This is a genomic window from Streptomyces sp. VRA16 Mangrove soil (genome assembly GCF_017377775.1).
Taxonomy (GTDB): domain Bacteria; phylum Actinomycetota; class Actinomycetes; order Streptomycetales; family Streptomycetaceae; genus Streptomyces.
The window spans coordinates 17,444-30,579 of record NZ_JAFVLN010000018.1 but is presented as its reverse complement, the minus strand read 5'-3'; the positions used below and the strand labels follow the sequence as shown (position 1 = coordinate 30,579).

Sequence of the window (13,136 nt, the reverse complement as noted above, 5' to 3'; positions counted from 1 at the left end):
CCGGCGCCTCCCTAGCCGCGACTCTGCCAGTGAATACTGGCGCAGTTCGGAGGGTAGAGCAGCAACCTACTGAGCGGTAGGGGTTGGGCCGGGGGAAGTTGCGCCGGCGGCTCCGCCGCGGGTACCGGCGGCACAACATAAGGTCGTGCCGTGCCCAGAGAAGCGACGCAACCCGGCGACAAGCGAGGCGCCCAGCACGGCGAGAAGCGCGAGTACCGCATGGAGGAGCTGGCCAAGGCGGCCGGCATCACCGTGCGCACCGTGCGCTTCTACCGCGAGCGCGGCCTCATCAAGCCCCCGCGCCGCGAGGGCCGCATCGCCTGGTACGACGACACGCACCTGGCCCGGCTGCACACGATCGCCCAGCTCCTGGAGCGCGGCCACACCCTCAACGGCATCGTCGAACTCTCCGAGGCGTTCGACCGCGGCCGCGACGTCGCCGAACTCCTCGGCCTCGGCGAGCCCACCGAGGAGGTCCCGGTCCGGCTGACCGCCACCGAACTCGCCGACTACTTCGCCGACGACGTCACCACGGAGAACCTGCAGGCCGCCCTCGACCTCGGCTACCTGGGCACCGACGGCGAGGAGATCGTGCACGTCAGCCGTCGGCTGCTCGACGTGTCGGCGGCCCTGGTCCGCGAGGGCATCCCGCTCGCCGAGGTGCTCGCGGCGGCGCGGACGGTCCGCGACCACGCGAACGCCCTCGCCGCCCTCTTCACCGATCTGATCCTCGCCCACGGCTCCGAGAAGGACGTCCAGCGCCTGCGCCCGCTCGCCCGCTCGGTGGTGGAGGCAGAACTGTCCATGGCCCTGGACCGCAGGATCACCCCACCGGCAAAGCCCTGAACCAGCGCGCCTTGTAGAAGGTGTCGCCCTTGATCACGTACGCGCCCTTGGGCAGCAGCAGGCGCGCGGTGCGCGTGTGCTGCCAGGGGTTGGTCTTCACCGTCCCGTACGGCACGGTGAAGACGATGCGCCCGGTCACCGGGTCGTTCATCACGGACTTCACACCGCCCTGCCCGAGCAGCACGCCGGACCCCGGGTAGTCGGTGATCCACCGCTGCTTCTCGGGATTGGCCTGGTCGTACTGGTAGACGTGCGAGCCCGTCGCCACCCACATCCGCCCGGGGTGCCCGGCGACCGGCCCGAGGTCGTGCCCGTTGGGCGTGGGCGTGCTCCCGCCGAGCGCCTTGTCCTGGATCAGCTTCGGGTGCGCCGCGGTGCCCCCGATCCGGAACGCCACGAGATACGCGCTCCCCAGCGCCCACAGCCGCTTGCGCCCCGCGTCCCAGTACAGCCCGTGCGCCCCGGTGATCCGCACCCGGTCGGCCCACTTGGGGGCGGGCCCCTGCGAGCGGGCGAACAGCGCGACGCCCTCGTTGCCCGCCGAACTGGCCACCGCCACATCGCCGTTGGGCAGCAGCTCGACGCTGTGCGGGTTGTAGTCCGAGGTGCCCGCGCCGAGCGTGGCACCCCAGTACCGCTTCTTCGAGGGGTACTCGACGACGGCCGCGAACCCCTTCGACGCCGACGTCAGCACGTACGTCTTCCCGCGCCAGGACCGCACCTTCGCCTCGTTGGGCGTCCACGTCCTGTCCGGCTGGAGATCGGCGTACCCCGGCGTGTGCCGCGGATCGAACGACCACTTCACCACCGACGGGTCCGCCCGGGGATCCCAGGTGCTCCGCGCCGGGTCGAGCACCATCAGCCGCTTCCGGGCGGAGACGATGACCGGCGGCCCCGCGGCCTGCACGGCGGCGTCCTTGGCCTCGACGCCCGTACGCGCATGCCCCGTACGCGCATGCCCCGTACGCGCCTCCGCTTTACTGTCACCCGCCCCGCCGCCGCACCCCGCGACGGCCGCCAGAACGCCCCCCGCGACGGCGCAGGCAACCCCCGCGCGCACACTCCTGCCCCTCATCCCGTTCCCCCGTTCACGACACGACGTGCCCCTCCGGCCGGTCAGACCGGAAGCCACCAACGCGCCTTGTAGATACCGCCGTTGACCAACCTGTACGCACTCGCCGGCCGATGGACGCTCACGGTCGTCGTCCACCAGGTCTCGCCGAGCCCCTTCTCCGGGACGGTGGTGACGACCTGCCCCGTCCTCGGATCGTCACCCACACACTTCACCGACTTCCGCACGATCTCGTCGGCCCCGGCGAAGTCCTGCACGAACACATCGCCCCCGACGTCGTACTGGAAGACGGAAGCGCTCGTACTCACCCACATCCGCCCCGGCCGCCCCGCCACCGGGAACAGATCGTGCCCGCCCGCCGACTTCCCCGGGGCGGCCACCGGCAGCGGCACGGCGAACCGCCGCACCAGCGCGGGCCGCACCCGTGTCCCCTCCACCCCGAACGCGACCAGCTCGTCGTCCCCCATGGCCCACAGCACACCGCGCTCCTGGTCCCAGTGCAGCCCGTGCGCGCCCTTCAACTCGGCCTCGGCACAACGCCGTTCATGCGGCCCGAGCGAAGCCGCGTACAACCGCACCCGAGCCCCTGTGCTGCACGCGACGACGACGTTGCCGTCCGGCAGGATCTCGGCGGTGTGCGGATTGAAGAGATCGTCACCGGGCCCGACGGCCGTGGCCCAGTACCGACGCCGCGACGGACACTCGACGACCCCCACGAACCCGAACGACGCCGTGGTCAGCAGGAACGTCCGCCCACGATGGCGCCGCACCTTCGCCTCACTCGGATAGACCCAGCTCACCTCGGGCCGCGTATCCCGGTACCGGGCATCACCGACCGGCGAGAACGCCCACTTCACCACCCCCGGATCGGCCACCGGGTCCCACACCCGCACCCCCGGATCAAGCACCAGCACCCGCTTGCTCGCCTGCTCGGTGACCAGCACCGGCGGCACCCCGACCCCCTCGGCCGCCGCTCCCCTCGCGCCCCCGACCGCAAGCCCGGCCCCGGCCCCGGCGGCACCGAGCAGCATGCTGCGGCGCGACGGCACACGGGCACCGGCATGAGAGTACTGAGACACGAAATCCCCCCGCGGAAACGGCAGTTGATCACGGACTCGTCATGTACGCGACCCGAAACTGCCATGCCCTACGGGGGGATGTAAGACCTCGGCGGGACTTTGTGACGCGCCCGTCACCTACGCCCGCTTTCCACCAGGGCCGTGGCTGCGACGCCCCACCGACCACGCCGCCGCCGTCCGGTCCCGCGCCGACCGCGCAGTGCGATCCGCGGCGGACACGCCCCCTCGGGCCTAGCGGTCGAACACCACCGTCACAGGGGCGTGATCCGACCACCGCTCGTCGTGCGTGGCCGCGCGCTCCACGTAGGCCTTGCGCGCCTTGACCGCCAGCCCCGGAGTTGACACGACCAGGTCAATTCTCCATCCCGTGTCATTGTCGAACGCACGTCCGCGATACGACCACCACGAGTACGGCCCCTCGACATCCGGGTGCAGCGCCCGCACGACGTCGACGTACCCGCCGTCGGCGGCGTCGAAGACCTGCCCGAGCCACTCCCGTTCCTCGGGCAGGAACCCGGAGGACTTCCGGTTCCCCCTCCAGTTCTTGAGGTCCGCCTCGCGGTGGGCGATGTTCCAGTCGCCGCAGACGACGACCTCACGGCCGTCGGCGGCGGCCCGCTCGCGCAGCCCCTTCAGGTAGCCGAGGAACTCGCCCATGAAGCGGATCTTCTCGTCCTGGCGCTCGGTGCCGACCTCGCCGGAGGGCAGGTACAGCGACGCGACGGTGACGCCCGGCAGGTCCACCTCGACGTACCGGCCGCTGCCGTCGAACTCCTCCGACCCGAACCCGACCTGCACCCGCTCCGGCTCACGCCGCGTGTAGAGGGAGACACCGGCCCGGCCCTTGGCACCGGCCGGGGCGTGCACGACGTGCCAGCCCTCGGGCTCACGGACCTCGTCCGGCAGCTGATGCGGCTCGGCGCGCACCTCCTGAAGACAGAGCACGTCGGCGGAGGTCTCGGCGAGCCACTCCACGAAGCCCTTCTTGGCGGCGGCCCGCAGCCCGTTCACATTCACAGAGGTCACAGTCAGCACCCGGCCACGGTACCGGCACACTGGACAACTCAGTCGCAACCACTTCAGGCATAGAGATACGATCGAGCGCATGACCATACAGTCCGCACCGTCCGGCCCCACGGCCGAGATCACCCTGCACCCGGTCTCCTTCGGACACCCGGACGCGATCGCCCTGAACGACCGCGTCCAGCTGGAGTACGCGGAGCGCTACGGCGACGAGGGCGATGTCACACCCCTCGACCCCACGATGTTCGCCCCGCCGCAGGGCCTGTACCTCATCGCGTACGACGCCGAGGGCACCCCGCTCGCCACGGGCGGCTGGCGCACCCAGGACGAGAACGACGAGGCGTACGCGGACGGCGACGCCGAGCTCAAGCGCATGTACGTCACGCCCGAGGCGCGCGGCCTGGGCCTGGCCCGCCGCATCCTCGCCGCCCTGGAGGCGGACGCCCGCGCGGCGGGCCGCACCCGCATGGTCCTGGAGACCGGCACCAAGCAGCCGGAGGCGATCGCCCTCTATCTGTCCAGCGGGTACGAGCCCTGCGCCAAGTTCGGCCACTACCGCTTCGAGGACCTCAGCCGCTGCTACGCGAAGCCGCTGCAGGGCTGAGGCCGCTCGCCCGCGGTCACAGCAGTCCGGGCCGCTGCCACTCGGCGCCGAGGACGTGGTGGTCGAGGAAGTTCAGGAACGTCTCGTACCAGACCTGGATGTGGTTCGGGGAGAGGATCCAGTGGTTCTCGTCCGGGAAGTACAGATACTTCGCGGGGACCTCGAACCGCTGCAGGTCCTGGAAGAGCGCGGCGCCCTGCCCGACCGGCACCCGGTAGTCCTTCGCGCCGTGGATGACGAGCATCGGCGTACGGACCTTCGCGGCGTCCGGGTACGGGGAGTTCGCCTCGTACCGCTCGGGCCGGGCCACCGGGTCCCCGAAGATGCACTGGAAGTACCAGGGCGCGTCGGTGTCGCCCTGGAAGGACCGCAGGTCCCACAGGCCCGCGTGGCTCACGATCGCCTTGAAACGGTCGGTGCTCGTGGCGACCCGGTTGGCCATGTAGCCGCCGTAGGAGCCGCCGCCGAGCGCGGTGCGTGCTGCGTCGATGTCGTCGCGGGCCTCGGTGGCGTCGGTCAGCGCCATCACGTCCGTGTAGGGCACGCCGCCCCACTGGCCCCAGCCGCGCCGGTGGCCCTCCTGCCCGTAGCCGGTCGACAGGGCCGGGTCGGGCAGCAGCACCGCGTAGCCGCGCGCCGCGAACGGCCAGGGGTTCCACCGCCAGGTCCAGGCGTTCCAGCTGCCCTGCGGCCCGCCGTGCACGGCGACGAGCAGCGGCGCCGGGTTCTCGGCCGACGCCCCCTCGGGCAGCACGAGCCAGCCGCGCAGCCGGTACCCGTCGGCCGCGTCGGCGTACACCTCGGTGAGCGTGCCGGGCAGCGCGTCGAACGCGCCGGGGGCGGGCAGCTCGACCGGCGTCTGGTCGGCGACGTGCGCCTCGAAGCGGACCGGCCGCGGCGGCGCGTCGATCGCGTTGCGCAGCGCGTACAGGGTCCGCCCGTCGGGGGCCACGCACAGCGATCCGTACGCGCCCGACGCGGTGAGCCGGGTCACGGTGCCGTCCCCGTCGCGCCGGAAGACGGGCGCGTGCCCCGCCACGTCGGCCACGAAGAAGACGGTGTCGTCGGCCGGCGAGCAGACGGCGCCGCCGGGCCAGTTGTCGAACCCGGGCAGCAGATCGACCGCCTTGCCGCCGTCCACGCCGACCTGCACGAGCGTCATGTCCATCGGCTCGTCGTACGTCGGCCAGGCCATCCGCGAGCACACGACGGCCGAACCGTCGCGGGTGAACACCGGCGCCTCGTAGAGGTGCTCCACATCGCCGAGGACGAAGATCTCCTCGCCGCTCGCCGCGTCGGCCACCACGACGGCGGTGCGGTTCTCGGCGGGCACCCTGCCGGGCACGAACCGGGTGTACGCGACCCGCGTCCCGTCGGGCGACAGCGCCACGTCCCCGGGGTGCTCCAGGCCGACGCCCTGCCCGCCGGCGTCCACCACGGCGGCGCCGGCGCCGGAGCGCACGAAGGTGTGCTGCTCCTCGGGACCGAGATCGCGGTCCCAGGCGCGGGTCGGCCCTGCCTCGTAGAGGATCGCGGTGACCTTCGCGTCCTTGCGCGCCGTGCGCAGCTTGCCGTGCGCCTCGGCGTCGGCGGCCCCGGGCAGCAGCCCGGCGGTGTGGGAGAGCGCGCCGGAGTCCCGGGCGAGCGTGTACGCGGTGATCCCGCCCGGGTGCCGGGCCACGACGGCGGCCTCCCCGCGCTCGGGCAGCGCCCACAGGGCGGCGCCCTCGTGCTGGTCCTTGTCGCCGTCGTCCGCGCGGCCCGACAGGAAGTACAGCGTCCCGTCCGCGCCGAACGCGGGCCCGGACTCGCCCTTGCCCGACCTGGTCAGCCGCTGCGCCGCGCGCTCCCCGGCCGGATCGAGCTCCCACAGCCCGGACACGAACCTGGTCCGGTCCTCCGAAAGCGTCTGCACGGCGGCGACCAGACGGCTGCCGTCGGTGGACAGCGCAAGGGAGTTGACGCGGGGCTGGGCGAGGAAGGCGGGCAGGTCGTGGAAGGTGGTTGTGCCACCGGGCATCGCAGGCATGCGGACGATTCTTGCTCGCGAAGGACACGGCGAACAGAGGACGGCCGGCGCCGCCCCTCGGGGGCCTGCCGCACGACCGGTGAAACGCAGAGATCCCGTCCGATCGAAGTGATCGGACGGGATCTCGTCCACCGCCTGCGAGTTGCCCCGCTGACGATGTTGCAGTGGACCTGAGGGGATTCGAACCCCTGGCCCCCTCGATGCGAACGAGGTGCGCTACCAGACTGCGCCACAGGCCCTTGCAACGAGTGAAACTCTAGCACCCCGATCAGGGTGCTTGGAAATCCGTTCCCGAGCTGGTCAGCCGGGGGACCTCCGGGACCGGCCCGGTCACTCGTTGGCGGCGCGCGGCCGGCCGTCCGCTCCGGCGCCCACGTCGTACTGGTCGAAGAGCGGGGTGCGGCCGCGCTCGCGCGAGCGGCGGGCGGAGGCGGCGCGGCGGGCGTCGCTGCGGCCGTCGTCGGCGGACTGCTCCTCGGCGGCGGCCCGGGTCTCCTCCACGGCGGAGGAGCGGGCCGCGCTCCAGGTCTCGGGGGCACCGTAGTCGATGCCGCCACCGGCGCGTGGGGCGACGGGCGCGGTCACGTACGTGGGCAGCGGCACCGGTACCGGGTCCCAGCTGTCGCCGGGGCCGGGGCGGCGCTGCCGCTCGCGCTGCTGGTCGACCCACTCGGCGTGGTCGGTCTGCTCGACGAGCGCGCGCCGGTCGGCGGCGAGCGCCTCGAGGCCCGGATCGGTGGCCGTCTCCGCGGCGCCTGGTCCTTCCTCCGCGTCCTCGGCCGCGGGCCGGCCCGCGGCCGGCTGCCTGCGGCGGGGCTGGCGCTCCCGCAGCCGCTGCGCGGCGATCTCGGCGCGGCGCCGGTCCATGACGTAGGCGAAGCGGCGGCGCTCCTGGGCGCGCAGATAGACGATGTACGCGCTCAGCAGCACGGCCGGTGCCGCGGGTGCCCACAGGAACGTGATGCCGCCGACCCCGGCGACCACGGCTCCTGCGGTGAAGGCGACGAAGAGCAGCACGGTGGTACGGCGGCGGCGGGCGAGCACCTTGGAGCGGCGGGCGCGGGCCTGCGCCTCGGCGGAAGCGGCGCGCGGGGGGCGGGACTTGGGGGCGGCGGGCTCCGGGGCCGGTTCGGGGACCTGCGCCCGGACGGGCTCGGGGCGCTCCCGCTCGGCGGCCTTGGCCTGCGCCTTGGCGTGCGCCTTGGCCGGCGCCTTGGCGTGTGCCGGGGCCGGGGCCGGTGCCGGGTGGTCCTCGCCGTCCGGGGACATGACGAAGGCCCGGACGTCCACCGGGTCGGTGGGCACATCCGGGTCGGCCGGGTCGCCGCGCCGCTCGTCCGTCTCGGGCGAGCGCGCCTGCAGGTCCTTGGCGTACCGGCGCTCCATGCCCGCCCGACCGGAGAGAAGTCGGATCGCGGTGCTGAAGCGTTCCGTCGGACGGGCTTCGTTCAGCTCGTCCTGCCTACGGAGCCACATCGGCACCAAGTAGGCGGCCCAGGCCCCGACGATGACTGCGTAGATGAGGCCGCTGCTGCTCACGCCTCACACCGTAGAGGGGTTTGCGTGAGGCCATCCGCCAATTGGGCCGGTGTGTCGCACGATCTGGCTGATATTTCGAACTTTTCTTGTGACTGATGCGATCAACTGGCCGACCGGGGCGGGAATTCAATGACTCACACGGTCCACCGGCGATCAATTTCGAACATTTATTTCATTTCGAGGGTGCGCCCGGATCCACCGCGTTGGGCGCCCCCGGACCTGCGGTGTTGTCGCTCCGCTTGCGCCGCCAGCGGTTGAGGATGCCCTCCGGGACCTCCTCGGCGGTCAGCGCGAAGACGAGATGATCGCGCCAGGCCCCGTCGATGTGAAGATACCGTGGACGAAGCCCCTCCTCGCGGAATCCGAGTTTCTCCACGACCCGGCGGCTCGGCCCGTTCTCCGGCCGAATGCAGACCTCGATGCGGTGCAGGCCCACGGTGCGGAAGCAGTGGTCGACGGCGAGCGCGACGGACGTCGGCATCACCCCGCGCCCGGCCACGGACTGGTCGACCCAGTACCCGACGTGCCCCGAGCACATCGATCCCCAGGTGATCCCGGCGACGGTCAACTGGCCGACCAGACGCCCCTGGTACTCGATGACGAAGGGCAGCATCCGGCCCGCGTTCGCCTCCGAGCGCAGATGGCGCACCATCTGCCGGTAGGTCGGGCGGTGCGTGATCGGACCGCTGGGCGTGGGCGGCGGGATCGTCGCCTCCCAGGGGCGCAGCCAGTCGCGGTTGCGCCGGTTCACTTCGCGCCAGGCACGCTGGTCGCGCAGCCTTATCGGGCGGAGGACGACATCGCCCTCCGCCAGCACGACGGGCCAGGACGGGCTGTTCAGTGCGCACCCCCGGCGTGGGCATCCGGTCTGGCGTCCGGTCTCGGGTGGTCGCCGCCGCGGAGTTGGTCGACGGCGTGGGTGAGCAGCGGCGCGAGGACGGCGAGGCCGTCCTTCACTCCCCCGCTCGAACCCGGCAGGTTCACGATCAGTGTGCGCCCGGCGACCCCGGCGAGGCCACGGGAGAGCGCCGCCGTGGGCACTTTCTCCCGGCCGTACGCACGGATCGCCTCGGGGATGCCCGGGACTTCGTGGTCGATGACGCGGGCGGTCGCCTCGGGCGTGCGGTCGGTGGGCGAGATGCCGGTGCCGCCGGTGGTGATCACGACGTCGTACGCCGCCTCGACCGCGGCCCGCAGCGCGGCCTCGACCGGATCACCGTCGGGCACGACCTGCGGCCCGTCGACGGCGAATCCCAACTCCGTCAGGCCCGCGGCGATCAGGGGCCCGCCCTTGTCCTCGTAGACGCCGGCGGCGGCCCGGTTGGAGGCGGTGACGACGAGGGCGCGGTAGGTGCCGGTGCCGGTCATCCCCGGCTCCAGTTCCCCGACTTGCCCCCGGTCTTCTCCTCGACCCGGACGTCCGTGATGACGGCGCCCTTGTCGACGGCCTTCACCATGTCGATCACGGTGAGCGCGGCGACCGAGACCGCCGTGAGGGCCTCCATCTCCACGCCCGTGCGGTCCGTCGTCCTCACGGTGGCCAGGATCTCCACGGCGTCGTCGGCCACGGAGAGGTCCAGCTTCACGCCGGACACGGCGAGCGGGTGGCAGAGCGGGATCAGGTCGGGGGTGCGCTTGGCACCCATGATCCCGGCGATGCGCGCGGTCGCGAGGGCGTCGCCCTTGGGGACCCCCTCGCCGCGCAGCAGTTCCACCACGCGCGGCGACACGAGGACGCGGCCGCTGGCGCGCGCGGTGCGCGCGGTGACGTCCTTGTCCGACACGTCGACCATGCGGGCCGCGCCCGCCTCGTCGAGGTGGGTCAGGTGGTCCTGCGAAGTGCTCATGGCCTCGTGCCGCTCCCGATCCGAGCCGTGCGCGGTGCGGCGCGCCGGACTGTTGTGCGCGACACGGTATCGCGAGCCCGCGGCGTCCGGGCCGGTCAGCCCAGGAGAACCACTTCCACGTCGGTGCCGGGCTCCACGGACGCCGTGTCCTCGGGCACCACGATCAGCGCGTCCGCGTGGGCGAGCGCCGCGATCAGGTGCGATCCGGAGCCGCCGACGGGGGCGACGGTGCCCGCCTCCGCGTCGTACACGCCGCGCAGGAACTGGCGGCGCCCGGCGGGCGAGGTCAGCGCCTTGTCGACGGTGAGGCGCGCGCGGACCCGCGGCCGCTGGACGGACTCGGCGGGCAGCCCCATCAGGGTGCGCACGGCCGGGCGGACGAACAGTTCGAAGGAGACATACGACGACACCGGGTTGCCGGGCAGGGCCAGCAGCGGGGTGTGGTCGGGGCCGACCGAGCCGAAGCCCTGCGGCTTGCCCGGCTGCATGGCGAGCTTGCGGAACTCCACGCCGCTGCCCGCGCCCAGGCCACCCTCCTCGTCCGGATCGGCGACGGCGGTGAGGGCCTCCTTGACGACGTCGTACGCGCCGACGCTGACGCCGCCCGTGGTGACGATGAGGTCGGCCCGGATCAGCTGGTCCTCGATGGTGGAGCGGAGCGTCTCGGCGTCGTCGGCGACCGCGCCGACCCGGTAGGCGAGGGCTCCGGCGTCGCGGGCGGCCGCGGTCAGCGCGAAGCTGTTGGAGTCGTAGATCTGGCCGTCGGCCAACTGCTCGCCGGGCTGCACGAGTTCACTGCCGGTGGAGACGACGACCACGCGCGGGCGCGGCCGCACCCGTACGCTGCCGCGGCCGATGGCGGCGAGCAGCGCGATCTGCGGCGGGCCGAGCACGGTGCCGGCGGCGAGCGCCTTGTCGCCGGCCCGGACGTCGCTGCCCCGCGCGCGGACGTGCGCGCGCGCCTCGGCGGGGCGATGCACGCGGACCTCGCCCGAGGCGCCATCGGGGGCCGCGCTGTGGGCGGTCATGGAGGTGACCGGGCCCGCGCCGAGCCCTCCGTCGGTCCATTCCACGGGGACGACGGCCTCGGCGCCGGGCGGCAGCGGGGCGCCGGTCATGATGCGCGCGGCCTGGCCGGGGCCGACGGTGGGCTGCTCGCCCTGACCCGCCGCGACGTCGCCGATCACCGTGAGCACGGCGGGGAACTCCTCGCTCGCGCCCGCGACATCGGCGACGCGCACCGCGTATCCGTCCATCGAGCTGTTGTCGAACGGGGGCAGCGAGACCGGCACCGTGACGTCCTCGACGAGCACACAGCCCTGGGCGTCCAGGAGTTGGAGCTCGATCGGGTCGAGCGGGTGGACGCTGGAGAGGATGTCGTCCAGGTGCTCGTCCACCGACCAGAGCTGGCCGTGACTGGTGGACGAGACTGCCGGCGGGGTCGCGCTGCTCAAGGTGCTACATCTCCTCGGTGACGTAACTGCGAAGCCAGGTCCGGAAGTCCGGGCCCAGGTCTTCACGTTCGCACGCGAGTCTGACAATGGCACGCAGATAGTCGCCGCGGTCACCGGTGTCATAGCGGCGGCCCTTGAAGACGACGCCGTGCACCGGGCCGCCGACCTGCTCGTCCGCCGCGAGCTTCTGCAGGGCGTCGGTGAGCTGGATCTCGCCGCCGCGGCCCGGCTCGGTCTTGCGCAGTATGTCGAAGATGTTCGGGTCGAGGACGTAGCGCCCGATGATCGCGTAGTTGGACGGGGCGTCCGACGGGTCCGGCTTCTCCACGAGGTCGGTGACCTTGACGACGTCGCTGTCGGCGGTGGTCTCCACCGCGGCGCAGCCGTAGAGGTGGATCTGCGCGGGGTCGACCTCCATGAGCGCGATCACGGAGCCGCCGTGCTGCTCCTGGACCTCGACCATGCGCGCGAGCAGCGGGTCGCGCGGGTCGATCAGGTCGTCGCCGAGGAGCACCGCGAAGGGCTCGTGGCCGACGTGCGGGGCGGCGCACAGGACGGCGTGGCCGAGGCCCCTGGGGTCGCCCTGGCGCACGTAGTGCATGGTCGCGAGGTCGCTGGACTCCTGGACCTTCGCGAGACGGGAGGCGTCGCCCTTGCGCTGGAGGGCCGACTCCAGCTCGTAGTTGCGGTCGAAGTGGTCCTCCAGGGGACGCTTGTTACGACCGGTGATCATGAGTACGTCATCGAGACCCGCCGACACGGCCTCTTCGACCACGTACTGGATCGCCGGCTTGTCGACGACCGGGAGCATCTCCTTGGGAGTCGCCTTGGTGGCCGGCAGGAACCGGGTGCCGAGGCCCGCGGCGGGGATGACAGCCTTGGTGATCCTGGTGTGCGAGTCAGTCATGCCCGTCACCATATCCGCCCCCCATGGGCGGAATCTGTGGGTCCGCTTTGTTGGCACACATATGCGTCGATTGGGAAAGGTTTGTGAGTCGGCTATGAACCCACACACTCATGACGTGCGGGACACCCATCCTGACAAGCGCACGTTGCGGCGGGAGTTCCTCGCGATGAGGAGCGCGTTGCCAAAGGATGACGTACGAAAGACGCGGACGGTTCTCGCCCGGCGCGCGCTGGACCTCGACGAACTGGCCACGGCGGGCACCGTCGCGGCCTATGTCTCCGTCGGGAACGAGCCGGGGACGGGCGCCCTCCTGGACGCGCTCCACGCGCGCGGGACGCGTGTTCTGCTGCCGGTGCTGCTGCCCGACAACGACCTGGACTGGGGGGCGTACGACGGAGCCGACTCCCTCGTCCGCGTGCGGCACCCGGGGAAGATGGCGCTGCTGGAGCCGGGCGGCGAGCGGCTCGGCCCGGACGCCGTGCTCGCCGCCGACGTGGTGCTGCTGCCGGGCCTCGCCGTGGACGCGCGCGGGATGCGGCTCGGGCGGGGCGGGGGCTCGTACGACCGGGTCCTGGCGCGTCTGGCGGCGGCCGGCGCGCGTCCGGCCCTCGTCGTGCTGCTGTACGACGGTGAAGTCGTCGCGCACGTCCCGGAAGAGGCGCACGACCAGGCCGTGCACGCGGTCGTGACGCCGTCGGGCGTACGCCACTTCCGGCGGCCCTGACGGCCGGCGGCC

Annotated in this window: 13 protein-coding genes and 1 tRNA gene; 3 read left to right on the top strand and 11 right to left on the bottom strand. The window is 72.5% G+C overall.

Annotated elements, in window-relative coordinates; genetic code table 11:
* Positions 1–219 precede the first annotated feature (219 nt).
* Complete coding sequence (locus J3486_RS35300) at positions 220–846, top strand: MerR family transcriptional regulator (RefSeq protein WP_207828032.1); 627 nt, start codon at positions 220–222, stop codon at positions 844–846.
* Here J3486_RS35300 and J3486_RS35295 read toward each other — a convergent pair.
* The 3 genes from J3486_RS35295 to J3486_RS35285 all read right to left on the bottom strand — a co-directional run bounded on the left by J3486_RS35295 (position 824) and on the right by J3486_RS35285 (position 4,053).
* Entirely contained in the window at positions 824–1,906 is a 1,083-nt protein-coding gene (locus J3486_RS35295) for a DUF6528 family protein (RefSeq protein ID WP_207827880.1), read from the bottom strand. The two genes, J3486_RS35300 and J3486_RS35295, sit on opposite strands and share 23 nt — an antisense overlap.
* Before the next feature lie 56 nt (positions 1,907–1,962).
* On the bottom strand, positions 1,963–2,997 hold the full coding sequence (locus J3486_RS35290; RefSeq protein WP_307805073.1) for a DUF6528 family protein: 1,035 nt from the start codon (positions 2,995–2,997) through the stop codon (positions 1,963–1,965).
* Positions 2,998–3,228: 231 nt separating this feature from the next.
* Entirely contained in the window at positions 3,229–4,053 is an 825-nt protein-coding gene (locus tag J3486_RS35285; protein ID WP_207827879.1) for an exodeoxyribonuclease III, read from the bottom strand.
* A gap of 49 nt (positions 4,054–4,102) precedes the next feature.
* Between J3486_RS35285 and J3486_RS35280 the strand changes: the two genes are divergently transcribed.
* Positions 4,103–4,624: a GNAT family N-acetyltransferase gene (locus tag J3486_RS35280; protein ID WP_207827878.1), complete on the top strand. Its 522-nt coding sequence runs from the start codon at positions 4,103–4,105 to the stop codon at positions 4,622–4,624.
* 16 nt (positions 4,625–4,640) lie between these two features.
* Here the strand turns inward: J3486_RS35280 and J3486_RS35275 are convergent, their stop codons facing one another.
* The 8 genes from J3486_RS35275 to galU form a co-directional block, all read right to left on the bottom strand.
* Positions 4,641–6,653 carry a S9 family peptidase gene (locus J3486_RS35275; protein WP_207827877.1) on the bottom strand — a complete coding sequence of 671 codons (2,013 nt, stop codon included), beginning with the start codon at positions 6,651–6,653 and terminating at the stop codon, positions 4,641–4,643.
* A 165-nt stretch (positions 6,654–6,818) separates the two neighbouring features.
* A tRNA-Ala gene (locus J3486_RS35270) sits at positions 6,819–6,892 on the bottom strand.
* A 91-nt stretch (positions 6,893–6,983) separates the two neighbouring features.
* Entirely contained in the window at positions 6,984–8,192 is a 1,209-nt protein-coding gene (glpR, locus tag J3486_RS35265; protein WP_207827876.1) for a gephyrin-like molybdotransferase receptor GlpR, read from the bottom strand.
* Positions 8,193–8,364: 172 nt separating this feature from the next.
* Positions 8,365–9,009, bottom strand: a complete 645-nt coding sequence (locus tag J3486_RS35260; protein WP_207827875.1) for a GNAT family N-acetyltransferase — start codon at positions 9,007–9,009, stop codon at positions 8,365–8,367.
* 20 nt (positions 9,010–9,029) lie between these two features.
* Positions 9,030–9,560, bottom strand: coding sequence for a molybdenum cofactor biosynthesis protein B (locus tag J3486_RS35255; RefSeq protein ID WP_207827874.1), 531 nt, complete (start codon positions 9,558–9,560; stop codon positions 9,030–9,032).
* Positions 9,557–10,039 (bottom strand): cyclic pyranopterin monophosphate synthase MoaC, encoded by a 483-nt coding sequence (gene moaC, locus J3486_RS35250; RefSeq protein ID WP_207827873.1) that lies wholly within the window; start codon positions 10,037–10,039, stop codon positions 9,557–9,559. The genes J3486_RS35255 and moaC overlap by 4 nt, the downstream gene beginning before the upstream one ends.
* Positions 10,040–10,134: 95 nt before the next feature.
* On the bottom strand, positions 10,135–11,493 hold the full coding sequence (gene glp, locus J3486_RS35245; RefSeq protein WP_207827872.1) for a gephyrin-like molybdotransferase Glp: 1,359 nt from the start codon (positions 11,491–11,493) through the stop codon (positions 10,135–10,137).
* Between the two features lie 4 nt (positions 11,494–11,497).
* Positions 11,498–12,400, bottom strand: a complete 903-nt coding sequence (gene galU, locus J3486_RS35240; protein ID WP_207827871.1) for a UTP--glucose-1-phosphate uridylyltransferase GalU — start codon at positions 12,398–12,400, stop codon at positions 11,498–11,500.
* A gap of 94 nt (positions 12,401–12,494) precedes the next feature.
* Here galU and J3486_RS35235 point away from each other — a divergent pair, with 94 nt between their 5' ends.
* Positions 12,495–13,124: a 5-formyltetrahydrofolate cyclo-ligase gene (locus tag J3486_RS35235; RefSeq protein ID WP_207827870.1), complete on the top strand. Its 630-nt coding sequence runs from the start codon at positions 12,495–12,497 to the stop codon at positions 13,122–13,124.
* The last annotated feature ends 12 nt before the right edge of the window (positions 13,125–13,136 follow it).